The sequence below is a fragment of the Micromonospora sp. CNZ295 genome, assembly GCF_004217535.1.
Genome location: NZ_SHKZ01000001.1, coordinates 1,580,496 through 1,606,907 on the forward strand (window position 1 = coordinate 1,580,496; position 26,412 = coordinate 1,606,907).

Genomic DNA, 26,412 nt, shown 5'->3' on the forward strand with positions numbered 1-26,412 from the left:
AAGGTGGCCGCCATGAGCCCTCTCGACCTGCTGGACATCGACTCGTCGCTCAGCGCGGAGGAACGGCAGATCCGCGCCGTCGTGCGTCGGCTCGTCGACGACACGGTCCGCCCGCACGTCGCCGGCTGGTACGAGGACGGTCAGGTCCCCACCCGCGAGCTGGCCCGGGAGTTCGGCAAGCTCGGCCTGCTCGGCATGCACCTGACCGGGTACGGCTGCGCCGGCTCCTCGGCCGTCGCGTACGGGCTGGCCTGCCTGGAGCTGGAGGCCGGTGACTCCGGCGTCCGCTCGCTGGTGTCGGTGCAGGGTTCCCTGGCCATGTACGCCATCTGGCGCTACGGCAGCGAGGAGCAGAAGCAGCGCTGGCTGCCGGCGATGGCCGCCGGCGAGGCGATCGGCTGCTTCGGGCTGACCGAGCCGGACCACGGCTCCGACCCGGCGTCGATGAGCACCCGGGCCCGCCGCGACGGCGACGACTGGGTGCTGCACGGCACCAAGATGTGGATCACCAACGCGCCGGTCGCCGACGTCGCGGTGATCTGGGCGCGCACCGACGAGGGGGTACGGGGCTTCGCCGTACCGATGGACACGCCCGGTGTGACGGCGCGTGAGATCCGCCGCAAGATGTCCCTGCGCGCGTCGGTGACCGGCGAGGTCTCCCTCGACGACGTGCGGCTCCCGGCGGACGCGCAACTGCCTGGCGCGACCGGGCTGAAGGCGCCGCTGAGCTGCCTCACCGAGGCCCGGCACGGCATCGTCTGGGGCGCGCTCGGCGCGGCCCGCGAGTGCCTCGAGACCGCCCTGGCGTACGCGACCAACCGCACCCAGTTCGGCAAGCCGCTCGCCGCGTTCCAGCTCACCCAGGCGAAGCTCGCCGACATGGCGGTCGAGTGGAACAAGGGGTACCTGCTGGCGCTGCACCTGGGCCGGCTCGCCGACGCCGGGAGGCTGCGCCCCGACCAGGTCAGCGTCGGAAAGCTCAACAACGTCCGGGAGGCCCTCGCGATCGCCCGGCAGTGCCGCACGATCCTGGGTGCCAACGGCGTGTCCGGGGAGTACCCGGTGATGCGGCACGCCAACAACCTGGAGAGCGTCCTCACCTACGAGGGCACGTCGGAGATCCACCAACTGGTCATCGGCCAGCGGCTGACCGGCCTGTCCGCGTTCGCCTGAGCTGGGCTTTCACCCGATCGGGTCGCTCGCCGAGCAGGTGTCGTACGGGGGCCGTACCGTCATTGGCAGACGCAGTGTCTGACGAGGACGGAGAGGGCGATGGCCCGCGACGGTGACAGCAAAGAGCCCACCCGCGAGTTCCCGGGTTATCCGACCACCGACACGCTGAAGGACCGGTCCGACCTGCCACCGGAGCCTCCGGAGGCGCCGGCCTCCGCCCGGCCGCTGCGCGGCCTGCTCGTCGCGCTCGGCGCGGCGGCGCTGGTCGTGGTGGTGCTGCTCGGCGTCCAGGCCACCGGCATCCTGCCCGACTTCCGCAACCCGTTCGCCAAGGAGCAGACCGACCGCAGCCAGCCGCCGCTGCTCAAGTCGATCCAGGACCTGAGTCGCTACGTCGCCGCCGAGGGCAACTTCCAGGTGGTCGTCGACCTCCAGAACGACCGGCGCAACGTGCCGGACTGGCTGCTCAACCAGCGCACGCTCTTCGTCGGGGCCGGCAGCGTCGAGGCGTACGTCGACTTCACCACGATCTCCGAGGGGGCGATCGTCCAGTCCGCGGACGGCAAGTCCGTCGAGATCAAGCTGCCCGCGCCGCAGCTCGGCAAGACCAACCTGGACCTGGAGAAGAGCTACGTCTTCGCCGAGCAGCGCGGGCTGCTCAACCGGATCGGTGAGCTGGTGGACGGCGACCCCAACCGGCAGCAGGAGGTCTACCGGCTCGCCGAGGAGCGGATCACCTCCGCCGCCCGGGACAGCGGCCTGACCCAGCGCGCCGAGGAGAACACCCGCAAGATGCTGGAGGGGCTGCTCCGCTCCCTCGGCTACGAGCGCGTCACGGTGACGTACACGGCGCCCTGACGCGAGCGGGGCGGCACCCGCCCGTCGGGGCGGGCACCGCCCGCAGGCCCCACGGCACCGCCGTCCGCGGCCCCGCTGGCCGCACGCCGGCCCCACCGGCACTGAACGAGTGGCCTCGATCCCCGACGCTTTCTCGGAAAGCTCCGGATGAGGCGGGGCAGGGTCAGTAGGTGGTGGCGTAGCGGTCCTCGTTCGGCATCAGGATCCAGAGGACCAGGTAGACGATCACCTGGGTCCCGGGTAGCAGCAGGGACAGGAGGAAGAGCAGCCGGACGAGCCCGGCCGACCAACCGAACCGCTCCGCCAGGCCGGCGCACACGCCGGCGATCATGCGCCCCCGTCGGGGCCGGACCAGTCTGCGACTCATCGTCGTTCTCCCACTCTGCGGCGCTCCGCCGCCTCTGAGGTCAACGGTAGGCAGGGGTGGCGACCACGCCCTCGGTCGCGAGGAGGATCGGCACCCCGTCGACCCGTAGGTGCTTACCCGTGCGGCTTGCGCGCGACGCCCCCCGGGCGACTCTTGCCCCATTCCGCCTGCGCCGGGGGCGTCGAGCCCACCTGTGTCCTGGCGTCGAGCCGCGCCCCTTCAAGATCGCGCTGGAACGTCGATGTAGTTGCTTCCTCCGGGCAGCGAGGCCACTACTTCTGCGATCTAGTGCGCTGGCAGCGGGCAGCGGGCGGCGGGCGGCGGGCGGCCGGCGGCGGGCAGCGTGCGGGGCGGGATGAAGGGTGGGCTGGGCGGGTAGGCTGGCAGGTTGGGCCCCGGCGAACCCCGGGTGCCCAGTGAACGGCCGTCCCGACCGGGCGGTCACCACCGGGCCGGTAGCCCGCACGACGGGGACGGCGGCGAGGAAGTGCAGTCATGATCAGCGTCTTCGACCTCTTCAGCGTGGGTATCGGGCCGTCCAGCTCGCACACGGTCGGGCCGATGCGCGCCGCCCGGACCTTCGTCACCGGCCTCAAGGCCGACGGGCTGCTCGCCGACACCGCCGGGATCCGCGCCGAACTGTTCGGTTCGCTGGGCGCGACCGGTCACGGTCACGGCAGCGACCGGGCCGTCCTGCTCGGGCTGGCCGGCGAGGCACCGGAGACGGTCGACACCGACACGGTCGAGCCGCGGGTCGGCCGGATCCGCGCCGAGCGGCGGATCGCCCTGCTGGGCGCGCACGAGATCGACTTCGACCCGGACCGGGACCTGGTGCTGCACCGCCGCCGGTCGCTGCCGTACCACCCGAACGGGATGACCTTCGCGGCCTACGACGGCACGGGCGCGGAGCTGCGGACGAGGACGTACTACTCGGTGGGCGGCGGGTTCGTCGTCGACGAGGCGGCCGCCGGGGCGGACCGGATCAAGCCGGACAGCACCCCCGTGCGGTACCCGTTCGCCACGGGTGCCGAACTGCTCGCGGTGACCAGCGAGACCGGGCTGTCGATCAGCGAGGTGATGCTCGCCAACGAGCTGTCCTGGCGGAGCGAGCGCGAGGTGCGGGCCGGCCTGCTGGAGATCTGGCGGGTGATGCGCGAGTGCGTGGCGGCCGGGTGCGAGCGGGACGGCGTACTCCCGGGTGGGTTGAAGGTCCGGCGGCGTGCGGCCGAGCTGTACCGCGGCCTGATGGCGGACGCCGACCCGGTGCGGTCGGCGGCGGGCGCGGCCGGTCGGGGGGCCGCGGACCCGCTGCGGGCGATGGACTGGGTGACCCTGTTCGCCCTCGCGGTCAACGAGGAGAACGCGGCCGGCGGCCGGGTGGTGACCGCGCCGACCAACGGCGCGGCCGGGATCATCCCGGCGGTGCTGCACTACTATGACCGGTTCGCCCCGGGCGCCTCCGCGGACGGGGTGGTGCGGTTCCTGCTCGCGGCCGGCGCGATCGGCGTGCTGTTCAAGGAGAACGCCTCGATCTCCGGGGCCGAGGTGGGTTGCCAGGGTGAGGTGGGGTCGGCCTGCTCGATGGCGGCGGCCGGGCTGGCCGAGGCGCTGGGCGGCACCCCCGAGCAGGTGGAGAACGCCGCCGAGATCGGCATGGAGCACAACCTCGGGCTGACCTGCGACCCGGTCGGCGGCCTGGTGCAGATCCCGTGCATCGAGCGGAACGCGGTGGCTAGCATCAAGGCGATCACGGCCGCCCGGCTGGCGCTGCGCGGCGACGGGGTGCACCACGTCTCGCTCGACAAGGTCATCAAGACCATGCGCGAGACCGGGGCCGACATGAAGGTCAAGTACAAGGAGACGGCACGGGGCGGCCTCGCCGTCAACGTGATCGAGTGCTGAGAGCCGCCGGAGGCCGCCCGGCCTCGGCCAGGGGCGGTGACCGGGCAGGAGGCGACGCGGTGACGTCTGGCGTCGGGGCGCTCTGGTCCCACCGCGACGCGTTGCGCATCCTGGTCCGGCGTGACCTGGCGGTGAAGTACCAGCAGTCGGTGCTGGGGTACCTCTGGTCGCTGATCGAGCCGCTGGGCTTCGGTGCCATCTACTGGTTCGTCTTCGGCGTGCTGTACGAGCGGGACACCAGCCGGCACCTGGGCGAGGCGGCCGACTCGTACCCGCTGTTCCTGCTCACCGGGATCTTCGCCTGGATGTGGACCAGCTCGGCGCTGGGCGAGGCGACGAACGCCCTGACCGGCCAGGCCCGGCTGATCACGACGATGAACATCCCCCGGCAGGTCTTCCCGATCGGCCGGGTGGTCGGCCGGGTGGCCGAGTACGCGGCCGGCCTGCCCATCCTGGTGGCGGTCGCGGTGGCGTACGCGGTGGCGGGCCGGATCGACCTCGGCTGGTCGGTGCTCGCCCTGCCACTGGCCGTGGCCGTGCAGGGGGTCCTGCTCGTCGGGCTGGCGCTGCTGCTGTCGGCGGCCAACGTGCTGATGCGGGACGTCGAGCGGTTCATGCGACTGGTCGTCCGGGTGCTGTTCTACGCCACGCCGATCATCTACCCGCTCAGCCTGGTCCGGGACTCCGCGCTGCCCGGCTGCCTGACGGCCGCGTACGAGCTGAACCCGCTGGTCGGAATCTTCCAGCTGCACCACTCGGTGTGGTACCCGGACGAGTTCCCGGACGCCCGGCTGCTCGCCACCACCGTGGTGGGCAGCCTGTTGGTGTTCGGCGTCGGCTGGCGGACGTTCCGCCGCCTCGAACCGGCCGTCCTCAAGGAACTGTGAATGGCCGGTCCGATCATCGAGGCGGAGAAGCTCGGCATCCGGTTCGTCCGGAACCGCCGCCGGCAGCTGCGGCTGCGGGACCTCGTCATCCACCGGGGCCGGCGCGGGGGGCGGGCGGACGGCCGCTTCTGGCCGCTGCGCGACCTGTCGTTCTCGATCGCGGCCGGCGACACCGTCGGTGTGATCGGCCGTAACGGCACCGGGAAGAGCACGCTGCTGCGGTTGATCGCCGGGGTGCTGATCCCGGACGAGGGCCGGATCACCGTCCGGGGCGACGTGGCGCCGCTGCTGGAGCTGTCCGCCGGTTTCTCCAGCGAGCTGACCGGCCGGGAGAACCTCTATCTGGTGGGCGGCCTGCACGGGTTGTCGTCGGCCTACCTGCGCCGCCACTTCGACGAGATCGTGTCCTTCGCTGGCGAGCAGGTGGAGCGGGCCATCGACACGTCGGTGCGGCACTACTCGTCCGGGATGAAGGTCCGGCTCGGCTTCGCGATCATCTCCCACCTGCCGCACCCCGTCCTGCTCATGGACGAGGTGACCGCGGTCGGGGACGCGGAGTTCCGCCGGAAGTGCTATGCGACGATCGAACGTCTGCTCGGGGAGGGGCGCACTCTGGTGCTGGTGTCACACAACGAACAGGATCTGACCCGGTTCTGCCGTCGCGGGTTCTACCTCGACGCCGGCCGGATGACCGTCGACGGGACCATCGACGAGGCGCTGGCCGCGTACCACCGGGAGGTGCCCCGGTGACGCTCGCGATCGTGCTGACCGCCGGGGCGCCGGCCGGTCTCGCCGACCGGCTGGTTGAGCAGTGCCGGTGGGCGGGGGCCGACGCGGTGCGGCCGGCCGCCGACCTGACCACGCTGGCCGACCTGGTCGAGACGGCCACCGGGCCGGTGCTCGTCACCGGCGCCGACCTGGTCGCGCACACCGCCGTCCTGCGGCACCTCGCCACCAGTCCGGTCGGGCCGACCGTGGCGCTGGTGCTCACCGACCCGCCCGCGCACGGGCGTACCGCGGTGCGCGAGGACCGGGGCCAGGTGGTGGCCGCCGGGCTGCCGGACGACCTGGACGGCGCCACCGGGACGTTCGGCGGGGCGCTGCGGGTCGGGGCGGAGGACCTGCCGGCGCTGGCCGCCGCGGCGCGAGCCGCCGCCGCGGTGGTGCCGGCCGGCGCCGCGTCCGCCCCGGGTCCGGCCGTCGCCGGGCCCGCCGTGGACCGGCTCTTCGCCGAGCTCACGGCCGGCGGCACGCTGACCTTCGCCCAGCGGGTACGGCTGCTCGTCGCGCACCGGGTCACCGACGCCGCCGAGCGGGCGGCCGCCGAGACGGCCGTGGCCGCCGTCGACGAGGACCGGGCCGAGCTGAAGCTGTCGGTGAAGGAGCGGGACGACTTCTTCACCACGTACTTCGTGAGCACCTGGTCCCCGTACGTGACGAAGGTGGCGGCGCGGCTCGGCCTGACCCCGACCGCGGTCACGATGATCTCGGTGGCGTTCGCGGTGGCCGCCGCGCTGCTCTTCGGCACCGGGGGGCGGCCCGCGCTGGTCGCCGGTGCGGTGCTGCTCTACCTGGGCTTCGTGCTGGACTGCGTGGACGGGCAGCTGGCCCGCTACACCCGTACGTTCAGCGCCTGGGGCGGCTGGCTGGACACGATGGCCGACCGGGCCAAGGAGTACGTGGTCTACGCGGGTCTCGGGTACGGCGCGACTGCCGCCGGATACCGGTACGGGTGGGCGCTCGCGATCGCCGCGATGACCGTGCAGACCGTCCGGCACATGACCGACACCTGGTACGGCGCGCTGCACGACGAGGCGGCCCGCCGTCCGAGGCCGGCCACCGGTGGCGGTGGGATCGGTGACCGGCTCAGCGCCGCCTCGAACCGGGTGCAGGCCGACATCGGCTCGGTCACGTACTGGCTGAAGCGCACGGTGGTCTTCCCGATCGGTGAGCGGTGGGCCCTGATCGCGGTCGTCGCGGCGCTCTTCGACCAGCGGATCGCGCTGTTCGCCGTGCTGGCGTGGAGTGTGCTGGCGTTCGCGTACACCGGTGGCCTGCGTACGCTGCGGGCCCGGTCGATGCGGGTCGGGGTGCTCGACACGGTCGACACCGGCCTGCACCGCGACGACGGGCCGCTGGCCCGCGCCCGGCCGGTCGCCCGACGGCTCGGGCCGTTGGTGCTGGCCGTGCTGGCGGTGCTCGCGGCGGCGGCCCTGCTCCTGCTCGCGCTGCTCGGCGGTGCCGCCGTCCCGAGCTGGACGGCGCTGCTCGGCCTCGCGGGTCTGCTGCTCGCGGCGAACGGGGCCGGTGTTTCGCACGGTGGGGCGCTGGACTGGCTGGTGCCGGGGGCGCTGCGGGCGGCCGAGTACCTCTTCGCGATCGCCGTCGGCGTGCTCGGCGCCGTGCCGGCCTGGGTGATCTTCGGGTACGTCTTCGTGCTCACCCTGCACCATTACGACCTGACCGCTCGACTGGAGAAGCGCAAGGCCGCGCCGCCGCTGCACCCCGCCACGCTGGGCTGGGAGGTGCGCTCGGCGCTGCTGGCCCTGGCGGCGATCGCCGGAATTGCGAGTATCGGCATGGTTACACTCGGTGCGTACCTTCTCGTGGTTTTCGTGGGGAGCGTCGCCCTCGCCTGGCTGGTCCTGCCCGCCCGCGCCGCGCGGGTGGCGGCGGGCCCGGTCAATGCCGGAGGCCGCTCACCGGGCTGACGGGGGCGGCCGGGTGACACTGATCAGCTTCGTGGTCCCGGCCTACCGGGTGCAGGGCTACCTGCGCGAATGCCTCGACTCGATCCTCCGGCAACCGGAGACCGACATCGAGGTGATCGGTGTCGACGACCGCTCCCCGGACGGCAGCGGCGAGATCCTGGCCGAGTACGCGGCCCGCGACCCGCGGACCCGCGCGCTGCGGCTGCCGGAGAACGTCGGGCTCGGTCCGGCCCGCAACGCGGGGCTGGACCGGGCCACCGGCGAATACGTGTGGTTCGTCGACGGCGACGACTGGCTGGCTCCGGACTGCCTCACCGAGGTGGCCGAGCGGCTGCGCACCACCCGTCCGGACGTGCTGGTGGTCGACCACGTGCGGGTCTGGTGGAACGGGAGGGCCACCCGCAGCGGGATGCTCGACGTCTATCCCGAGCCGCCCGGGCCGGGGACGTTCCGGCTGCGCGAGCGGCCGGAGGCGATCCAGTTGCTGCACACCGCGTGGAACAAGGTGCTGCGGCGGGAGTTCCTGCTCGACCACGGGCTGCGCTTCGCGCCCGGCTGGTACGAGGACGTCTCGTTCAGCTACCCCGCGCTCCTGCTCGCCGAGCGGATCGGGGTGCTGGACCGGGTGTGCGTGAACTACCGGCAGCGCCGGGCCGGCGCGATCACCCGTACCCGGGGTGACCGGCACTTCGAGGTCTTCGCCCAGTGGCACCGGGTGTTCCGGCTCCTGGACGAGTGGGGGCCGGCGGTCGACGACCTGCGGCCGGCGCTCTTCGAACGGATGATCTGGCACTACCTGACGGTGCTGGGCAACGGGGAACGGATCGCGCCGGAGCTGCGCCCGGGGTTCTTCGCCCAGATCACCGCCGACCACGCCCGGTGGCGCCCACCGCAGGGCTACCCGGTGCCGGGCGGCGCGGAGGGGCTCAAGCACCGCCTGGTCGCCGACGGCCGGTGGCGGACGTTCAGCGCGTTGCGTGGGGCGTACCGGGTGCGCGACGTCGCCGCGCGGCAGGCGCGCCGGGTGCGGCGGCGGGTCGTGCCGGCCGCCCGGCGCAGCGTCCGGCTGGCCCGGGACACCGTGCTGCGCGAGTACTACCGCGCCGAACTGCTGCGCCCGGTGGACCCGAAGCTCGCGGTCTACGCCGCCTACTGGTACCGCGGTTACGCCTGCAACCCGGCCGCCATCCACGAGGCCGCCCGCCGGCTCGCTCCCGACGTGCGCGGGGTGTGGATCGTCCGGCGCGACCGGGTGGCCGGCATGCCGGCGGGCGTCGAGTACGTGGTGGCCGGCACCCCGGCGGAGTACCGGGCGCTGGCCCGGGCCCGCTGGCTGGTCAACAACGTCAACTTCCCGGACTTCGTCCGCAAGCGCCCCGGGACCGTCCACGTGCAGACCCACCACGGCACGCCGGTCAAGGTGATGGGGCTGGACCAGCAGCGCTACCCGATCGGGGCGGTGGGGATGGACTTCGCCGGGTTGCTGCGCCGGGTGGACCGGTGGGACTACAGCATCACCTCGAACAGCTTCTCCACCCAGATGTGGGAGCGGGCGTACCCGGCCGGATACACCACGCTGGAGGTCGGGTACCCGCGCAACGACCGGTTGGTCACCGCCACCACCGAGGACGTGCTGCGGGTCCGCGCCGAGCTGGGCCTCGGCATCGGCGAGCAGGTCGTCCTGTACGCGCCCACGCACCGCGAACACCTGCCGGGCTACCGGCCGCCGTTCGACCCGGACCGGTTCCTCGCCGCGCTCGGGCCGACCGGCCGGCTGCTCATGCGCAGCCACTACTTCCACGACCGGGAGCGGCGGGCGCTGCGGGCGGTCACCCGGGACCGGGTGCGCGACGTGAGCGCCCACCCGCGGGTCGAGGACCTCTACCTCGCCGCCGACGTGCTGGTCACCGACTACTCGTCGGCGATGTTCGACTACGCCGTCCTGGACCGGCCGATCGTCGTGTACGCGCCGGACTGGGAGGCGTACCGGCTGGCACGGGGTGTCTACTTCGACGTGACCGCCGAGCCGCCGGGTGCGGTGGCGATGGACTTCGACGGCCTGCTCGACGTGTTCCGGTCCGGTGCGGTCCGCGGACCGGAGGCGGAGGCGGCGCGGTGCCGGTTCCGGGAGCGGTTCTGCCGGCTGGACGACGGCCACGCCGCCGAGCGGGTGGTCCGGCGGGTGTTCCTCGGCGAGTCCGCCGAGCCTGGTCCGGCCGGCTGACGTGGGCCGATGCCGGGATTGTCGCATTAATGTGGATCGATGGCACGCAATGGGACTGTCACGGCCTCAACATGGCACGTTCACCCGATGTGCAAAATGGGTGCTCTTCGTCACAGTCATCTCCGGGTTCGGCCGCCGAGCTGGGGGAGGAGACGGTGACCACCGTCGCGCTCAAGGATGTGACCAAGGTCTTCAACGACGGCACCCGCGCCGTCGACAGCGTGAACCTCGACGTCAACGACGGCGAGTTCATGGTGCTGCTGGGTCCCTCGGGCTGTGGCAAGTCGACGGTGCTGCGCATGGTCGCCGGCCTCGAGGACCCGACCTCCGGCGCCGTGCTCCTCGACGGGGAACTGGCCAACGACCTGCCGCCCCGCGACCGGGGTGTGGCGATGGTCTTCCAGGACTTCGCGCTCTACCCGCACATGACCGTCGGCGACAACATCGCCTTTCCGCTCCGGCTGGCCGGGCTGGAGCCGGAACGGCGGGGTGAGCGGGTCGCCGACGTCGCCGGCGCGCTCGGCATCGGCGACGTCCTCGCCCGCCGGCCCGGCCAGCTCTCCGGCGGTCAGCGCCAGCGGGTGGCGATGGGACGGGCGATCGTGCGCCGGCCCGGCCTGTTCCTCATGGACGAGCCGCTGTCCAACCTCGACAGCGGGCTCCGCGCCGAGCTGCGGGCGGAGATCTCCGGCCTGACCCGCGAGCTGGGCGTGACCACCCTCTACGTGACGCACGACCAGGCCGAGGCGCTGACCATGGCCGACCGCGTCGCCATCATGCGCAAGGGGGTCCTCCAGGACGTCGGCACCCCGACCCAGGTGTACGGCCGCCCCGCCACCCTCTATGTGGCCGCGTTCCTCGGCAGCCCGCGGATGAACCTGCTGGAGGCGTCGGTCTACGTGCACCTGGACCGGTACGTCACGCTCACCCTCGGGGAGCAGGCGCTCTACCTGCCGTGGGACGACATCCGCAGCCGGGCGGTCGCCCACTACCACGGCGAGCGGATCGTGATCGGCATGCGGGCCGAGGCGCTCACCCCGGTCGCTCCCGACACTCCGGGCGACGTCCTGTACGGCCGCATCCGCTACCTGGAGCACCACGGGCACGAGTCGCTCGCCTTCCTCGACATCGGCGCCACCGCTGTCGTCGTCGACGAGATGGGCGCGCCGATGGAGTCGATGCCGGTGGGGCAGCGTGGCCTGCGCCGGTTCAACCAGGTCGTACAGCGGATCACCGGGCGGGCCGGCGACTCGCCGGTCGAGGAGGCCCCGACGACCACCGGCACCCGGACCAGCGTGCTCCCCGACCCGGGCCGGCACCACCGTCGCCCGGCGGAGCTGGCGGTCCGGCTGGCCCCCTACCCGGCGGTGTCACCGGGACACCAGCTCGCGGTGCAGGTCCGGATGGACGCGCTGCACTTCTTCGACGAGCGCGGCGACCGCATCGACGTCGGCTGGCGCTGACGCTTGCCCAGAAAGTTACCCGTGGGTAGCGTGCGGGTATGAGCATCGACCCTCGCCAGGTGGCCACCGGGATGCTGGAGGCCGTGCCGTTCGCCCGTACGCTCGGGTTCGAGTTCGTCGAGGTGGCTCCCGAGGCCGACGGCGGCATCCGGGCGGTGGTCCGGCTGCCCGACTCGCCCGCCACCCACAACCACATCGGCGGGCCACACGCCGGCGCCATGTTCACCCTCGGCGAGACCGCCTCCGGCACGGTCGTGCTGGCCGCGTTCGCCCACGTGCTCGACCGGGCCACGCCGCTCGCCGTGCGCGCGGACATCGCGTACCGGAAGCTGGCCCTCGGTGCGGTGCGCGCGACCGCGCGGCTCGGTCGCCCGGCCGCCGAGGTGCTCGCGGAGCTGGCGGCCGGCCAGCGACCGGAGTTCCCGGTACGCGTCGAGATCGCCACCGAGGAGGGCAAGCCCACCGGCGAGATGACCGTCGTCTGGACGCTGCGCCCCAACTGAACAGCCCCTCATGATCAGATGATGCCGTGCCGGTCGGATCCGGCCCCGGAGACCGGCTGAGCATCATCCGTCCGGAAGCCATCGGGCCGTCGGGGTGCCGGTGGCGCGGCTAACCTGCGGGCATGGAGCAGCGGATCAGCCTGGTCACCCTCGGCGTCGCCGACATCGCCCGTGCCCGCACGTTCTACGAGCGGCTCGGCTGGCGGGGGCAGGAGGTCGAGGAGACCGTCTTCTTCCAGGCCGGCGGGCTGGCGCTGGTCCTGTGGGGGCGGGACAAACTGGCCGCGGACGCGGGCCTCGCCGACCCGGGTGACGACGGGTTCGGTGGCCTGAGTCTGGCGCAGAACGTCCGTTCCCGCGCCGAGGTGGACGCGATCCTCGCCGACGCGGTGGCGGCCGGAGCGACGCTGACCCGGCCCGCCCGGGAGACCTTCTACGGCGGGTACGCGGGCTGCTTCACCGACCCCGACGGGCACGTCTGGGAGATCGCGTACAACCCGGGCTTCCCGTTGGCCCCGGACGGCACCCTCACCGTCCCCGACTTCAGTGCCGGCTGAGCGGAACGGTGTTTGACCCGGCGGGGCACTGGATAGATTCGTACGATGCTGGGCCTGCCTGCTCATGTGACCGCGTGCCTCTTCGATCTGGACGGTGTGCTCACCCAGACCGCCCGGGTCCACAACGCAGCCTGGACCGCGACCTTCGACGAGTTCCTGCGCCGCCGCGCCGCGGTCACCGGGGAGCCGTTCCGCCCGTTCGACCCCGGCGAGGACTACAACCGGTACGTGGACGGCCGCCCCCGCGCCGACGGGGTGCGTACCTTCCTCGCCTCCCGGGGCATCGTGCTCCCCGAGGGACGGCCCGACGACCCGCCGGACGCGGACACCGTCTTCGGGATCGGCAACCGCAAGAACGCCCTGCTGCTGGATCACCTGCGGACACACGGCGTCGACGTCTATCCGGGCTCGGTGACCTACCTGAAGGCGGTGGCCGCGGCGGGGCTGCGCCGCGCGGTCGTGACGGCCAGCGCGAACGGGCGGGAGGTGATCGCCGCCGCCGGGGTGGAACCGCTCATCGAGGCCCGGGTGGATGGCCTCGTCGCCCGTGCCCAGGGGCTGCGCGGCAAGCCCGAACCGGATTCGTTCCTCGCCGGCGCGAAGCTGCTCGGGGTGGACCCGGCCAACGCCGCCGTCTTCGAGGACGCCCTGGCCGGTGTCGCCGCCGGCCGCGCCGGCGGGTTCGGGTACGTGGTGGGCGTCGACCGGGTCGGCCAGGCGACCGAGCTGCTGGCGAACGGCGCCGACATCGTGGTGCGGGACCTCGCCGAGCTGCTCCAGGCCGAACCCGCCAGCCCGCACCGCGAGGCGGCGACACGGGAGTCGAGCCGGATGGACCGCGGGCCGGTCGTGCGGGACCGGGGGACGGGCGAATGATCCGGGAACGGGCGTACCCCGTCGAGCCCTGGCACGTCCGGGAGATCCGGCTGGACATGGATGTGCTGGCCCAGTCCGAGTCGGTGTTCGCCCTGTCCAACGGGCACATCGGGCTGCGCGGCAACCTCGACGAGGGCGAGCCGCACGGCCTGCCGGGAACGTACCTGAACTCCTTCTACGAGCTGCGCCCGCTGCCGTACGCGGAGGCCGGCTTCGGATTCCCCGAGTCCGGCCAGACGATCGTCAACGTCACCAACGGCAAGCTCCTCCGGCTGCTCGTCGACGACGAGCCGCTCGACGTGCGCTACGGCGAGCTCCTGTCGCACGAGCGGGTGCTCGACATGCGGGAGGGCACGCTGCACCGCTCGGTCCACTGGCGCTCGCCGGCCGGCCGGGAGGTACGCGTCCGCAGCACCCGCCTGGTCTCCTTCCGCCAACGGTCGGTGGCCGCGATCAACTACGAGGTGGAGGTCGCCGACGACAAGCCGCTGCGGCTCATCCTCCAGTCCGAGCTGGTGGCGAACGAGACGCTCCCCGCCCAGAGCAAGGACCCCCGGGTCGCCGCGGTCCTCGAGTCGCCGCTGCTCGCCGAGGAGGAGCTGACCACCGACGACGGTGGGCTGCTGATCCACCGCACCAAGGTCTCCGGCCTGCGCCTCGCCGCCGCCATGGAACACGAGGTGGAGACCACCGCGCGCACCACCGTCGAGTCCGAGGGCTACCAGGACTGGGTCCGTACCACGATCGCCTGCGTGCTCAAGCCCGGCGAGACGCTGCGGGTCGTGAAGTACCTGGTGTACGGGTGGTCGAGCCGCCGCTCACTGCCGGCGCTGCGCGACCAGGTCGGCGCCGCGCTCGCCGGCGCCCGCCTCGACGGTTGGGAAGGGCTGCTGCGCGAGCAGCGGGAGTACCTCGACGAGTTCTGGGACTCCGCCGACGTCGTGGTGGAGGGCGACCCGGAGGTCCAGCAGGCGGTGCGCTTCGGGCTCTACCACGTGCTCCAGGCGGGCGCCCGGGCGGAGCGCCGGCCGATCGCCGCCAAGGGCCTGACCGGACCCGGGTACGACGGCCACGCCTTCTGGGACACCGAGATGTTCGTGCTGCCGGTGCTCACGTACACCCATCCCGCCGCCGTGGGCGACGCCCTGCACTGGCGGCACCGCACGCTGCCCACCGCCCGGGAACGGGCCCGGATGCTCAACCTGGAGGGCGTCGCCTTCCCCTGGCGCACCATCGACGGCGCCGAGTCCTCCGGGTACTGGCCGGCGGGCACCGCCGGCTTCCACATCGCCGCCGCCGTCGCCGACGCCGTCCGCCGCTACGTGCTCGCCACCTGCGACACGAGCCTGGAACGGGAGATCGGCCTCGAACTGCTCGTGGAGACCGCCCGGCTGTGGCGGTCGCTGGGCCACCACGACCGGCACGGCCAGTTCCACATCGACGGGGTGACCGGCCCGGACGAGTACACCGCGATCAAGAACGACAACATCTACACCAACCTGATGGCCCAGCGGAACCTGATCACCGCGGCCGACGCGGTGATGCGGTACCGGGACGAGGCGTACCACCTCGGCGTCACCGACGAGGAGGCGGCGGCCTGGCGGGACGCGGCCGCCGCCATGCACGTCCCGTACGACGAGGAACTCGACGTACACGAGCAGGTGGAGGGCTTCACCCGGTTCCAGGAGTGGGACTTCGCGGGCACCCCGCCGGAGAAGTACCCGCTGTTGCTGCACTACCCGTACTTCGACCTGTACCGGAAGCAGGTCGTCAAGCAGGCCGACCTGGTGCTGGCGATGCACTGGCGGGGGGACGCCTTCACCCCGGACGAGAAGCTGCGCAACTTCCTGTACTACGAACGCCGTACCGTCCGCGACTCGTCGCTGTCGGCGTGTACCCAGGCGGTCGTCTCCGCCGAGGTGGGCTACCCGGAGCTGGCCCACGTCTACCTGCGCGAAGCCGCGCTGATGGATCTGCACGACCTCAACGAGAACACCCGCGACGGGGTGCACATGGCGTCGCTGGCCGGCGCGTGGATCGCGCTGGTCGCCGGGTTCGGTGGGCTGCGCGACCACGACGGCACGCTGTCGTTCACGCCGCGGCTCTCCAGCCGGCTGAGCCGCCTGGCGTTCTCGCTGCACTGGCGTGGGATGCGGCTACGGGTCGACATCGAGCCGCACCAGACCACGTACGCCCTGCGCAACGGCGACCCGGACGACGTACTGGACCTGCGCCACTACGGCGAGAAGATCCAGATCACCTGCACCGAGCCGGTGACCGTGCCGATCCCCGCGATGGAGACGCCGGAACCGCCCCCGGAGCAGCCGCAGGGTCGCGGGCCGCTCATCCGCCTGCCGGAACGGATGTGAGGAAGGGGCCCTTCGCAACGTCTCCGGTAGCGGAAGGACCCCTTCTCGACCCGCTCAGCGGGTCAGCGCGATGTGGGTCAGAGCGGCCGGCCCTGCGACGGCCGGCCCGCGGCGTCGCGGGGCGCCATCGCCCGCGGATCGTCGGCGGTACGCGCCTGCGCCGCCTCGTCCGCCCAGTCCCGGCCGCGTTCGGTGTCCTGTTCCCGTCGGTCCCGTTCCGCGGCCTGCTGCCGGGACTCTCGCTGCTGCTGAGCCATGGCGATCCTCGCGATCCCGTCGGGGCGCTGCGCGCGCCGGTACGGTCTGCGGTCAACCACCGGCTACCCGGCGCGCATACCGGCAAACGCGGGCGGGCGACGTGCCGGGCGGCCAGCGACGCCGAGGTGCCGTCGGATCGCAGCGGCGCCGGCCTGCCGTCCGGATTACGACGGCGGTGGCGTTCCGGCGGTTTGCGACGGCGCCGACGTCCCGGCGGGTGTTGACGAAGGGCTCGTCCTTGCACGCATGGCGTGGGGTTGGTGGGGAACGTGCCGGGCATGGACGTACGGAGCAGCGAGGTGACGATTCCGGCCGGAGACGCTCAGCTCACGGCGGACCTGCTGGTTCCGGCCGAGCCGACCGGTGTGGTGGCGTTCGCGCACGGCAGCGGCAGTTCCCGGCACAGTCCCCGCAACGTGGCGGTGGCGCACGTGCTCAACGGCAGCGGGCTCGGCACCGTGCTGGTGGACCTGCTCACCCCGGCCGAGGACGCGGTCGACGCGCGGACCGCCGAGTTGCGCTTCGACATCGGACTGCTCGCCGGCCGGCTGGCCGCGATCGTGGACTGGCTCGCCGCCGAGCAGCCGTTCGGCGCGGTGCCGATCGGGTTGTTCGGGGCCAGCACCGGCGCGGCCGCCGCCCTGGTGGCCGCCGCCGAGCGACCCGACCAGGTCCGGGCGGTGGTGTCCCGGGGCGGCCGGCCGGACCTCGCCGGGCCGGCGCTCGACCGGGTGACGGCACCGACCCTGCTGCTCGTGGGCGGCCTCGACGAGCAGGTGATCGCGCTGAACGAGCAGGCCCAGGACGCCCTGCCGGACAGCGCCGAGCTGACCGTCATCCCCGGCGCCACGCACCTCTTCGAGGAGCCCGGCACCCTGGAGCAGGTCGCCCACGAGGCCGCCACCTGGTTCACCACCCATCTCCGTTGACCGCCGCCGGCCCCCGGCCCGCCGCCGTCAGCCGGCCGGAGCGGGGGGCGGCGCCGCCCGGTGACGCTGGACCGTGTCCACCACGCGCCAGAACACCGCGGTGATGGGGACGGCGACGAACGCGCCGGCGATCCCGGCGATCAGCGTGCCGGCGGTGACCGCGACGAGGATGACGGCCGGGTGCAGGCGGACCTGCCGCTTCATGATCAGCGGCTCCAGCAGGTTGCCCTCCGTCTGCTGCACCGCGATCACGGCGGCCAGCGCGAGCAGGGCGGTCACCGGGCCGTTGGCGGCGAGGGCCACCAGCACCGCCATCGCGCCGGTGACCGTCGCGCCGATGATCGGGACGAACGCGCCGAAGAAGACCAGCAGCGCGAGCGGGAACGCCAGCGGCACCCGCAGCACCACCAGCGCCAGGCCGATGCCGATCGCGTCGATCGCCGCGATCATCAGGGTGCCCCGGCTGTACGCGCCGAGCGTCTGCCAGCCGGCCCGACCCGCCTCGGCGGCCAGCGCCCGGTTCGGGCCGGTCATCCGGTCCAGCGTCCAGCGCCACATCGACCGGCCGTCCTTGAGCAGGAAGAACAGCAGCACCAGGGCGAGCAGGGCCGAGCCGAGCACCTCGGCGGCGGTCCGCGCGCCGGACACCGGGTCGAGGCCGCCGCCCGGGCCGAGCCCCTGCCGGGCCTGGTCGACCAGCCGGTCGAGCTGCTGGTCGCTCACCGGCAGGGTGGAGGTGACGAAGTCACGGGTCTGCTCCATGCCCCGGGTCAGTTCCCCGGCCAACTCGTCGAACTGGCTCGCCGTCAGGTTCCACACCAGCGCGCCCACGCCGAACAGGACGCCGAGCAGCAGCACCACGGTCAGCAGCGCGGCCAGCGCGGCCGGCAGCCGTAGCCGGCGCAGCAACCGCTGCACCGGATCCAGCAGCGCGGTCAGGAAGACGGTGGCGGCCACCGCGATGGCCAGCGGCGCGAGCAGCACCGCGATCCTGCCCAGCAGGTACAGCCCGGCGACCACCACGACCAGGCACGCGCTCCACACCACCGCGGAGCGGACGAGCCAGGGCAGGCCCGTCCAGCTCGACCGGGGTTCCCGGTCCCGCATCTGCTCAGACGTCCGCCCGTCCTCGACCACGTCGACCCTCCTCGATTCCGGGCGAGTCGGTACCCGGCCGGCGTTCCCGCCACACCCACGTTATGGCCTGTGCCGGCATCGCGCCCGGGCTCGGGCCGGATCGACACCGGTCCCGGTCACGCCGCCGGCGACGTTCCCTTGTCGACCGGGTCGCGTGCGCCGCGCCGCGGCCGGTCCGCGCGGTCGCGTGCGCCGCGCCGCCGGCGGTCCGCGTCCGGCTGTCCGGCGCATGCCGGCGCGGGCGCCGCACGCGGTCGAGGGGGCGCCCGCCAGCCCGAGCTGCCGGCGGGGCGGCACCCGTCCCGGGCCGGCAGCGCGGCCGGTTGCGGGTCACGTCCGGGGCACGCGCTGCGGCACGTTCCGCCAGCCGGTTTGCGCTCAGGGCCTCCGGGAACGCAGAAGATCGAACCGCGAGACGAGGAGGATCCCGTGGGCAACTTCATGAACAAGGCCAAGGAGCTCGTCGACAAGTACGACAAGCAGGTCGACAAGGGCATGGAGAAGGCCGGTGACATGGCTGACAAACGCACCGGCGGCAAGCACGGCGAACAGATCGACAAGGGCGTGGACATGGCGCAGGCCCGTACCGGTCAGCGCGAACCGGGCCGCTGACGGCGTCCGCGATCCCGGGCCGCCCGATACGGGCGGCCCGGGATCGTCCTGTCAGCTCTCCTTCTCGCGCAGCTCGGCCGTCGTGGTGGGCCGGCCGCTGAACAGGTCGCGTACCCGGTCGACGAGGCCGGTGCCCGGGGCGAGCAGCTTGTTCGCCGGCGGGCGGTCCGGGGCGGCCGGGTGCGGGCGGGTGGGTGCCGCCCGCTTCGCCGTCTCCACCTTGCCGGCCAGCTCGACCAGTTCCTCGCGGGCCACCGCGGCCCGCAGCCGGGGAAAGAGATCCCGCTCCTCGTCCTGGACGTGGTGCCGGATGGTGCTGGTCAGGTGGGCGAGCAGCTCGTCGAAGCGGAGGTCGGACGGGTCCACCGCCTCCAGCTCCTGCATGGTCCGTTCGGCGTCGGCGTGCTCGGAGATCTCGTGGTCGGCGATCTGGTCGCCGTCCGGCAGCGCCTTGCGGGCCGCCGGGTAGACGTACATCTCCTCGGCGATCGCGTGGCGGACCAGCTCGGCGATCACCACGTCGGCCAGGTGCCGGCGGTGCTCGGGGGTGCCCTGCCGGCTCTCCAGCTCGACGAAGAGGACCTCGACCTCACGATGATCCGCGGTGAGGACGTCGACGACGTCGCGTTCCCTGGTGGTGCTCGGATTGGTCATGGCGTGCCCCTTACCGGTTGCGGAATCGGTGCGGGCCCTCCTACCCTCGCGCCGCCCGTCGAACCGTTCCGCCGCCCCGACAGCGGACGGGCCGGCCTCCCTGGTCGGGAGACCGGCCCGTCGACGGTCAGGAGGAGTAGCCGCGCTCGGCGATCCAGTTGGCGACCTTCTCCAGGGTCATCCAGTACTCGGCCTGCGGCGCGGCCGGGTCGGCGATCCGGACGAGGTCACCGCCGTCGCGGTAGCCCACCAGGGTCAGGTAGTGGCCGCCCTCGTACGAGTGCGGCGCGCCGTCGGTGTCGACCGCGGTGCCCTTGATGTTCGCCACGACCGGACGTCCCTCGTCGAGCGAGCGGAGGACGTCCCCGCGCAGCCGGTCGATCTCCGCCGGCTTGGCCACCGGGCCCGGGATCTCGGTGGTCCGGTACTTCCCGCCGGTCAGTTCGTTGAGCACACGGGTGGTGTCGAGAGCGGAGTCGGTGCCGGCCTCGGTGGTACCCAGCCGCTTCGCGACCTCGTCCTGGGACAGTGCCTTGCCCAGCGCCGACAGGGCGATCCGGGTCGCGGCCGGCCCGCAGTAGTAGAAGTTGGGCTGCGCCTGGTACTCGATGCCCACCGTGCGCTCGGCACGCTTGTCTCCGCGACCCGGCTTGTCGGCCTTGTCGGTGCGGACCGACGTGACGGGTCCGGTCCCGGTCGGGGCGGCGTGGGCCGCGGCAGCCGGGCCCACCACACAGCCGCCGGCGACCAGCAGGCAGGCGACGGACAGACCGCTCTTCTGCACGATCGGGTTCATGCGTCGGGCTCCGTTCGGGGGTCTGACGTCTCCGGACGTTCCGGAGACGGCAAGCACCGGGAAGGCGCTCGGCTCACGGACTGGACGGCCCGGGGCGTCGCGGCCCACGGGCGTACTGCGAGGGGCCGGATTCCGGTCGGCGCCGCGCCTCCGGTTTCGGCCATCTGGGGGTGCAACCGCCGGGGCGGGCGGGGGATTCCGGGCTGCGGGTGGCGCTGCCCACCCGCACGCTCGTCGCGTGGGCGGGCGGCCGGTCGATCCGGTCAGGCGGTCACAGACCGCCCAGAAGGCGGCGCACCGTGATCTCGATGACCACCCGGGACGGGTTGGGACGCGGGGTGCGGTAGCGCTCGGCGTACCGGCGTTCCGCATCGGCGACCGACTCGGGGTCGGTGCGTACGACGGCCCGGCCCTCGATGGTCAGCCACCGGCGCCCGTCGACCTGGCAGACGGCCACCGGGGCGCCGCCGGGGCCGGCGGCCGCGACGTGCCGTGCCTTGCGGGAGGTCCCGCTCGTGATGACCCGGGCCAGGCCGGCCGCCGGATCGAGGGTGACCCCGACGGGTACGACGTGCGGCGTCCCGTCGGCGCGCAGCGTGGTCAACGTGGCGAGCCGCCGCTCCTGGCAGAACCGCACCACCCGTTCGTCGGCCAGGTCCACGCACGCCCCCTCGTCCACCGCCTGCCGGCGATCCTCCCACGCCAACCCGGCGGGGCTGGCCGGCCTGGGCTAGCGTGACGTTGTGTCGCGGGAGCTCTGGCTGATCCTCGGCGTCGTGGCGGTGGTCACGCTCGTCGGGGCGGTGGTGCTGGCCGTCCGGGTGGTCCGCATGCGCCGGCTGCTCGGCAGCCTCGGGGTCGGTGGCCGGGTCGCGTTCTACGGTGCGCTCGTCTACACCGTGCTCCCGGTCGACCTGCTGCCCGACCCGATCTACCTGGACGACATGGCCGTGCTGGCCGGCACCCTGCTCTACCTGGGCCGCCTCGTCCGCCAGCGCCGCCCCGGGCAGCTCGCCGACGCCGCCCGCCCGGTCCCGCCCGCGGTGACCCGCCGAGCCGGGGACCGGTAGCTACCACCGGTCGCGCCGGCGCCCGCCTGGCCGGCCTGCTCGCCCGGGCCGGCGGTCAGTAGGCCGGGACCGCCGCGTGGCCCCGGGCCGTCGCCGGCATCGCCGGGATCTCCCGGGTCTGCTCGGTCGCGGGCGCGGCCGCGGCGCCGATCAGGGCCAGCACCGACGGCTGCTCCTCCGGGCGGCGACCGATCGCCGCGTACGCCTCCTCGCGCAGCGCGCGCGCGGCCTCCGCGGCCCGCTCGGCCGCCCGCCAGGCGGCCTGCTCCCGGTCCCGGGCCGTCCGGTGACGGGCGGCGAGGTTGTCCCGTACCGCCCGGCGGAGCATCAGCTCCTGCTCGACCGGGTGCAGCCGCGGGTCCCACCCGTCCTGGTGCGCGAAGACCGCGCTGAGCTGCTCCACGGACAACTCCCGTCGCCAGTACGCGGCCAGCGCGGCCCGGTGCAGGAAGCGTTCCCGCTCGGCGTACTCGGCCGGCGTCCGCTCGGTGCGCGGCAGGGGGAGTGCCGTCGCGGCGCTGAGCCGGTGGACCTCGGCCTCCGCCTCCTCGTACGCCGTCCACGCCGACTCGACCGCCTCCTGCGCGGTCAGCCACTCGGTGCGCAACCGGCGGGCGGTGGTGGCGGCGCGCTCGGCGGCGACGGTGACCTCCTCCGCGTACCGGTTCAGGTCCCGTTCCTCGACCACGCGTTCCAGGTCGCTCGGCAGGGCCGCCCGGCGGATCCGCAGGCCGGCGTCGAAGCCGACGCGGCCGGGACGGAGCAGCAGGGCGGCCACGGAGACGGCGACGACGGCGAGCAGGCCGAGCCAGATGGCGGCGGCGCGGGGGACGTCGGGGAGGACGGACGAGAGGACGGTCTGCATCAGGTGACACCTCGCGGTCGACGGAGGGACTCGACTGTGGTTGGCCCGGTCGCGGGCGGGGACTGTGGCGCCGGCATCGGCGGCGGAACGGGTGCGGTCGCGGAGGTCGCTGACCCTCGGCGAGGGGGCACGGTCCTCCGGTCCGCCGAGCGCGTGGCACCGGGCCGGGCCAGGATCCTCCGGGGATTCCAGGCTTGTGCGCGCGCTGCGTGCGATGCCGGGTCAGGCCAGGGGAGGGCCGCGTCGGGTGGCTGCGCCCGGGGCCGCCTCCGATGGTGCGGCAGCGTGGGCGGGGGCCGGTGCGCCGGCGAGGGACCCGCCGCGCGACCCGACGCCGGAGTACGCGGCGGGCGGGGGCACCGCCACCACCTCGCCGACGGTGGGCGCGTGGACCGTCCCGATCGAGGGTCGGGCCGGCTGCGGCGCGGCCAAGACGCTCGTGGGGTGCGGCGACGTGACCGCGACGATGTCCGTGCGGCGCTGCGACGGGGCCAGCGCGGCGACCGGCGACAGGGCCGTGCCGTCCACGCCGGTCGCGGCCATCCCGGGAGCTGCCGAGGCGGCCGGCGGCGCGACCGTCGAGGCGGCGGCGCCGAGCCCGGCCGAGAGCGCCAGAACGGCCACCGCCAGCCGGGTCATCTCGCGCAGCGATCGCAGCACGGCATCCCATAGCGGGTGGGCGGACGCGGCGGACGGCACGGGACCAAACCTATCCCCGGACCCGGCCGGTTGCAGCCGGTCGAGGGCCCGAGACGAGTGAGCACCGCCACGCGTGCACTGTGGACCGGCCGACCACGGACGGCGCAGGGGGCCACCGTCCGGTGGCCCCCGCCATGAATGGGGTTCAGCTGCCGAGCACCGGTGGTGCGCCCTCCGGGCCGTCGGACCAGACCATCTCGTCCTCGGTCAGCCAGGTCAGCCGCCCCTCGGCCGGCTCGTCGTTGCTGCCGTGGCCCGCGCCGAGCACGCCGGGACGGTTGGCGCCGGCGCCCCGGGCGGTGTCCGTGCGGCCCATACCGCCGATCGCGCGGTCGCCCGGCGCGCCCCGGCCGGCCGGGCCCTGGCGGAGGCCGCCGGTATCCCGGCCGGAGCCCTCGCCGCGGCGGCCGTCGATGCTGCGCCCGACACCGGTCGCGGAGCGCGTCTCCGGGGTTGCCGTGCCTCCCGCGGGCCGTGCCGCCGCCGGGGCGGTGCTGCTGGACCCGGCGAGCGAGCCGGTGCCCACGACTCCGCCGGCCGGGGTGCCCCCCGGGAAGCCGAAGTTGAGGCCGGGACCGGTGCCGGGGGTGGCCGGCGGGGCGCCGCCCGGACGGCCGAGCGCGGCGAGGCCGGCGGTCGCGCCGCCTACCAGCGCCCCGCCGACCAGCGGGTCGACGCCGGCCAGGGACGTGCCGCCGCCGGGGCCGGGTGCGGCGCCGAGCGGACCGGTGCCCGTGGTGCCGGAGCCGGTCGGGGTTGCCCCGCCGCTGCCGGAGGTCGGCCCGCCGGAAGCCCGGTCGGGATTCGCCACGGTCACACCGCCGGTCTGTGCGGTGAGCCCGGTCGCGGTGGGCGCGGCCGTCGGCGTGCCGACCGCCGGACCGCTCCGCGGCGCCGGAGCGCTGCCGTCGACGGTGCCCGGCGTGTCCGGCGGGGGCGGCGTCGGCGGGACCAGTCGCCCGTATGCGGACAGGTCGTAGCCGGCGGCCAACTCGGAGACCACGTTGACCATCCGTTGGTGGGCCTTCTCCTGCTCGGCCTTGTCCTGCTGGTGGCCGAGGAGACCGCCGACCACCATGCCGGGTACGCCGAAGATGGCGCCCTTGGCCGCGCCGGAGATCGCCTGGTCGTGGTCATCGGTCTCGGCCGGGCTCTCCGCCTGCTCGCGGGCGGTGCGCAGATGGTCGGCCATCAGGGTCAGCCCGCGGCTGACGTCGGCCATCCCCTCACCCAGCGACTCCGCCCAGGTCGTGACGAGACCGACCCGGCGCTGGAACTCCTGGCCCGCCGCACCCGTCCAGGTGTTGGCGAGCTTCTCCAGGTCGCCGGAGAGCTCGCGGCGCAGGTCGTCGACGATCCCCTTGAGCGCCGTCCACTGTGCCGCGACACCGTCGATCTGGCCGGGCTGGCCGGCCATCACGCCGTTGTAGAGCTCCTCGTGGCTCACGCCCTGGTAGCGCTGGGAGTATTCAGACACGCGGCTTCTCCTCCCGGGTCAGCGCCTCGTCGACCCCGGCCAGCGCGGCGGCGATGTCGGCGGCGTTGGCCTCGTTGCGGGCCTCGGCCGTGCGGTAGCGCGCGAGGATCGTCGCGGTCGCGCTCTGCGCCGCCTCGACGGCCGTGCGCAGCCGGGCGACGTGCTGGGAGTAGGCCAGGTGGATGTCGCTGTACTTCCGGGCGTTGTCGGTGGCGTCGGTGAACGTCCCCAGAGCGGGCGGCCGGCACTGCATCTCGGTGTCGAGCTTGCGCACCGCCCGCTCCGCCTCAGCCAGCCGGTCGGCGAGCTTGCGGTGAAAGTCCTCAAGGGACAGCAGGTCGACTGTCGTGCGCCCGGTCATGGCAGCATCCCCGTACGTCGTGAGTCGATAACCGTTGGCAACGCTCAGATTAGTCGACCGGTGCGACGCCGGGCGACCCACCGATGGTCCGAATGCCTCAATCGGCGGTCGGTGATCCGACCGGGTCGGCGGCCGGGGGCGGGTCAGCCGGGGCGTACCGGGTCAGCGCGTCCTCCCGGGCCAGGGTGGGGCCGGTCGGGATGAGGGCCAGCAACGACGGCGGCACGACCAGCGGGGTGACCCCCTCGTAGCCGAGCGCGGTGAGCGCGCCGGGGCCGAGCGGGTGCCGGATCCCCTGGGCGGTGACCAGGTGGACGGTCGCGCCCGGGGCGGCCGTGCCGCTCTCGCCGGAGCCGGTCGCGGCCTGGACCAGCACGCCCTTGCCGCCGGACAGCAGCACCGCCTCGGCGGTGCGTACGCCGTCCCGGCCGGACTGGCGGACCGGCTGCGGCCCCTGCGGCCCGCTGGACAGCTCGGCCGGTGCCCGGTCGAACACCTCGACCGTGGTGGTGGGCGGCCCGCCGTCCGCGCTCGCGCGGTAGGTGGCGCAGAGCACGGTGCGGCCGACCGCGACCGGGTGCAGGGCGGGCAGCGCCTGCGGGAGGCCCTCGGCCTCGACGCGCTGGTCGGTCAGCAACCGCCCGGCCTCGTCCGGGGTGATGTCCGTCACCGTGCCGCCGGTCCGGAGCAGCAGCAGGGCGCTCACCTCGCCGATCGACGCGAGACCCTCCCGGGTGAGCACGTAGTGCCGGCCCGCCGCCCGGTAGACCTGGCCGATCCGGGCCGGTGCGCCGCCGATCCTGACGTCGCTCGGCTCGTCGTCGCCGGCGATCGGCGGCTCACGCAGCACCGGCCCGGCCGGCACCGCGTTGAGCAGCTGCTGGCCGACGGTGAGCGTGGGAGCTCCGGCCATCCGCAGCGCGGCGACCGCCGGGTCGCCGCCGAGCAGCTGCAGCCGGGCGTCCCCGGTGAGCAGGTGCCGCTGGCCGTCGACCTGCACCAGCACCGCCCGGTCGCCCAGGGCGGTGCCGCCGGGCAGCGGCCGGTCGATCACCAGGCGGGTGGTGGAGCGCCCGGCGCCGGACTGGTCCGGCACGTCGCAGACCGACCACGGCAGGCCGCTGAGGGACTTGCGGTCCGGCAGGGCGTCCGGAGCGCCGACGATGCCCACGGTGCGGCCGCGGGGACGGTCCCGGATCGAGGCCTGGGACATGGTCCGGATCTCGGGGTCGGCCTCGCCGAGGATCAGCCGGGCCGAGGCGTAGTTGAGGGTGGGGTGCAGCTGGCCGTCCAGGAAGACGTACGTGGCGCCGGTCTCCCGCTCGATCACCAGAGTGTTCGGTTCGAGCGGGGCGGTGTTGCCGGTGAGCTGCCCGTACGCGCCGACGCCGCCGAGCACCACGGCCGCGGCGATCGCACTGCCGAAGACCGCCATGCCGAGTCGCCGCATCGGCAGGTTGCTCGTCTCCGGGTCGCCCGAGAGCAGGGCCGAGACGATGCGGCGGGTGACGAAGCGGTACGCCTGCACCTGGTCACGGCGGGTCCGCATGGCTAACCTCCGGCGGGGGTGGGTCCGCGACGATCAGGTCCGAGTCGGCGCCGCGGGCTTCCCTACGATAAGGGGCCGGCGGCGGGCCCTCGGGACCCCCGCCCGCGCCGGTGAC

Annotated in this window: 26 protein-coding genes; 15 read left to right on the forward strand and 11 right to left on the reverse strand. The window is 73.9% G+C overall.

Annotated elements, in window-relative coordinates; translation table 11 throughout:
• The first annotated feature begins 12 nt into the window (after positions 1 to 12).
• Positions 13 to 1,173, forward strand: coding sequence for an acyl-CoA dehydrogenase family protein (locus EV376_RS07570; RefSeq protein WP_130321412.1), 1,161 nt, complete (start codon positions 13 to 15; stop codon positions 1,171 to 1,173).
• Positions 1,174 to 1,272: 99 nt separating this feature from the next.
• Complete coding sequence (locus tag EV376_RS07575) at positions 1,273 to 2,031, forward strand: DUF4230 domain-containing protein (protein WP_130321413.1); 759 nt, start codon at positions 1,273 to 1,275, stop codon at positions 2,029 to 2,031.
• Between the two features lie 163 nt (positions 2,032 to 2,194).
• Here EV376_RS07575 and EV376_RS07580 read toward each other — a convergent pair whose 3' ends face one another.
• Positions 2,195 to 2,398, reverse strand: a complete 204-nt coding sequence (locus EV376_RS07580) for a PspC domain-containing protein (RefSeq protein WP_130321414.1) — start codon at positions 2,396 to 2,398, stop codon at positions 2,195 to 2,197.
• A gap of 495 nt (positions 2,399 to 2,893) precedes the next feature.
• Here EV376_RS07580 and EV376_RS07585 point away from each other — a divergent pair, with 495 nt between their 5' ends.
• The 10 genes from EV376_RS07585 (at position 2,894) to EV376_RS07630 (ending at position 15,890) form a co-directional block, all read left to right on the forward strand.
• Positions 2,894 to 4,300 (forward strand): L-serine ammonia-lyase, encoded by a 1,407-nt coding sequence (locus tag EV376_RS07585; protein WP_130321415.1) that lies wholly within the window; start codon positions 2,894 to 2,896, stop codon positions 4,298 to 4,300.
• Positions 4,301 to 4,359: 59 nt separating this feature from the next.
• On the forward strand, positions 4,360 to 5,187 hold the full coding sequence (locus tag EV376_RS07590) for an ABC transporter permease (protein ID WP_130321416.1): 828 nt from the start codon (positions 4,360 to 4,362) through the stop codon (positions 5,185 to 5,187).
• Positions 5,188 to 5,937: an ABC transporter ATP-binding protein gene (locus EV376_RS07595; protein WP_130321417.1), complete on the forward strand. Its 750-nt coding sequence runs from the start codon at positions 5,188 to 5,190 to the stop codon at positions 5,935 to 5,937. It abuts the gene before it with no gap.
• Positions 5,934 to 7,898 (forward strand): CDP-alcohol phosphatidyltransferase family protein, encoded by a 1,965-nt coding sequence (locus EV376_RS07600; RefSeq protein WP_130321418.1) that lies wholly within the window; start codon positions 5,934 to 5,936, stop codon positions 7,896 to 7,898. Before EV376_RS07595 ends, EV376_RS07600 begins: the two co-directional genes overlap by 4 nt.
• Positions 7,899 to 7,911: 13 nt before the next feature.
• Entirely contained in the window at positions 7,912 to 10,122 is a 2,211-nt protein-coding gene (locus EV376_RS07605) for a bifunctional glycosyltransferase family 2 protein/CDP-glycerol:glycerophosphate glycerophosphotransferase (protein WP_130321419.1), read from the forward strand.
• 155 nt (positions 10,123 to 10,277) lie between these two features.
• Positions 10,278 to 11,585: an ABC transporter ATP-binding protein gene (locus tag EV376_RS07610; protein ID WP_130321420.1), complete on the forward strand. Its 1,308-nt coding sequence runs from the start codon at positions 10,278 to 10,280 to the stop codon at positions 11,583 to 11,585.
• A gap of 38 nt (positions 11,586 to 11,623) precedes the next feature.
• Positions 11,624 to 12,088, forward strand: coding sequence for a DUF4442 domain-containing protein (locus EV376_RS07615; RefSeq protein ID WP_130321421.1), 465 nt, complete (start codon positions 11,624 to 11,626; stop codon positions 12,086 to 12,088).
• A gap of 122 nt (positions 12,089 to 12,210) precedes the next feature.
• Positions 12,211 to 12,645, forward strand: coding sequence for a VOC family protein (locus tag EV376_RS07620; protein WP_130321422.1), 435 nt, complete (start codon positions 12,211 to 12,213; stop codon positions 12,643 to 12,645).
• Between the two features lie 45 nt (positions 12,646 to 12,690).
• A complete protein-coding gene (locus EV376_RS07625; RefSeq protein WP_130321423.1) occupies positions 12,691 to 13,521 on the forward strand; it encodes an HAD-IA family hydrolase in 831 nt (276 codons plus the stop codon).
• Complete coding sequence (locus EV376_RS07630; protein ID WP_130321424.1) at positions 13,518 to 15,890, forward strand: glycosyl hydrolase family 65 domain-containing protein; 2,373 nt, start codon at positions 13,518 to 13,520, stop codon at positions 15,888 to 15,890. The genes EV376_RS07625 and EV376_RS07630 overlap by 4 nt, the downstream gene beginning before the upstream one ends.
• Positions 15,891 to 15,967: 77 nt before the next feature.
• Here EV376_RS07630 and EV376_RS07635 read toward each other — a convergent pair whose 3' ends face one another.
• Positions 15,968 to 16,147: a hypothetical protein gene (locus EV376_RS07635; protein ID WP_130321425.1), complete on the reverse strand. Its 180-nt coding sequence runs from the start codon at positions 16,145 to 16,147 to the stop codon at positions 15,968 to 15,970.
• 279 nt (positions 16,148 to 16,426) lie between these two features.
• Between EV376_RS07635 and EV376_RS07640 the strand changes: the two genes are divergently transcribed.
• Positions 16,427 to 17,077: a dienelactone hydrolase family protein gene (locus EV376_RS07640; protein WP_130321426.1), complete on the forward strand. Its 651-nt coding sequence runs from the start codon at positions 16,427 to 16,429 to the stop codon at positions 17,075 to 17,077.
• A gap of 27 nt (positions 17,078 to 17,104) precedes the next feature.
• On the opposite strand, the gene EV376_RS07645 is transcribed toward EV376_RS07640, so the two are convergent.
• A complete protein-coding gene (locus tag EV376_RS07645) occupies positions 17,105 to 18,214 on the reverse strand; it encodes an AI-2E family transporter (RefSeq protein ID WP_486482549.1) in 1,110 nt (369 codons plus the stop codon).
• Positions 18,215 to 18,655: 441 nt separating this feature from the next.
• On the opposite strand from EV376_RS07645, the gene EV376_RS07650 reads away from it, so the two are divergent.
• Positions 18,656 to 18,826 carry an antitoxin gene (locus EV376_RS07650; RefSeq protein WP_486482879.1) on the forward strand — a complete coding sequence of 57 codons (171 nt, stop codon included), beginning with the start codon at positions 18,656 to 18,658 and terminating at the stop codon, positions 18,824 to 18,826.
• A 51-nt stretch (positions 18,827 to 18,877) separates the two neighbouring features.
• Here EV376_RS07650 and EV376_RS07655 read toward each other — a convergent pair whose 3' ends face one another.
• The 3 genes from EV376_RS07655 to EV376_RS07665 all read right to left on the reverse strand — a co-directional run bounded on the left by EV376_RS07655 (position 18,878) and on the right by EV376_RS07665 (position 20,955).
• The gene (locus EV376_RS07655; protein ID WP_130321428.1) at positions 18,878 to 19,480 is read right to left on the reverse strand and encodes a hemerythrin domain-containing protein; all 603 of its coding nucleotides are present in this window, start codon (positions 19,478 to 19,480) and stop codon (positions 18,878 to 18,880) included.
• 127 nt (positions 19,481 to 19,607) lie between these two features.
• Positions 19,608 to 20,276 carry a C39 family peptidase gene (locus tag EV376_RS07660; protein WP_130321429.1) on the reverse strand — a complete coding sequence of 223 codons (669 nt, stop codon included), beginning with the start codon at positions 20,274 to 20,276 and terminating at the stop codon, positions 19,608 to 19,610.
• A 271-nt stretch (positions 20,277 to 20,547) separates the two neighbouring features.
• The gene (locus EV376_RS07665) at positions 20,548 to 20,955 is read right to left on the reverse strand and encodes a TIGR03618 family F420-dependent PPOX class oxidoreductase (protein WP_130321430.1); all 408 of its coding nucleotides are present in this window, start codon (positions 20,953 to 20,955) and stop codon (positions 20,548 to 20,550) included.
• A 64-nt stretch (positions 20,956 to 21,019) separates the two neighbouring features.
• On the opposite strand from EV376_RS07665, the gene EV376_RS07670 reads away from it, so the two are divergent.
• Positions 21,020 to 21,346 carry a YkvA family protein gene (locus EV376_RS07670; RefSeq protein ID WP_130321431.1) on the forward strand — a complete coding sequence of 109 codons (327 nt, stop codon included), beginning with the start codon at positions 21,020 to 21,022 and terminating at the stop codon, positions 21,344 to 21,346.
• 55 nt (positions 21,347 to 21,401) lie between these two features.
• Here EV376_RS07670 and EV376_RS07675 read toward each other — a convergent pair whose 3' ends face one another.
• The 5 genes from EV376_RS07675 to eccB all read right to left on the reverse strand — a co-directional run bounded on the left by EV376_RS07675 (position 21,402) and on the right by eccB (position 26,297).
• Positions 21,402 to 22,211: a hypothetical protein gene (locus EV376_RS07675; protein WP_130321432.1), complete on the reverse strand. Its 810-nt coding sequence runs from the start codon at positions 22,209 to 22,211 to the stop codon at positions 21,402 to 21,404.
• 222 nt (positions 22,212 to 22,433) lie between these two features.
• The gene (locus EV376_RS07680; protein WP_130321433.1) at positions 22,434 to 22,910 is read right to left on the reverse strand and encodes a hypothetical protein; all 477 of its coding nucleotides are present in this window, start codon (positions 22,908 to 22,910) and stop codon (positions 22,434 to 22,436) included.
• A gap of 145 nt (positions 22,911 to 23,055) precedes the next feature.
• Positions 23,056 to 24,387: a WXG100 family type VII secretion target gene (locus EV376_RS07685; protein ID WP_130321434.1), complete on the reverse strand. Its 1,332-nt coding sequence runs from the start codon at positions 24,385 to 24,387 to the stop codon at positions 23,056 to 23,058.
• Entirely contained in the window at positions 24,380 to 24,748 is a 369-nt protein-coding gene (locus EV376_RS07690) for a hypothetical protein (RefSeq protein WP_130321435.1), read from the reverse strand. The genes EV376_RS07685 and EV376_RS07690 overlap by 8 nt, the downstream gene beginning before the upstream one ends.
• Positions 24,749 to 24,845: 97 nt before the next feature.
• On the reverse strand, positions 24,846 to 26,297 hold the full coding sequence (gene eccB / locus EV376_RS07695) for a type VII secretion protein EccB (RefSeq protein WP_130321436.1): 1,452 nt from the start codon (positions 26,295 to 26,297) through the stop codon (positions 24,846 to 24,848).
• Positions 26,298 to 26,412 lie beyond the last annotated feature (115 nt).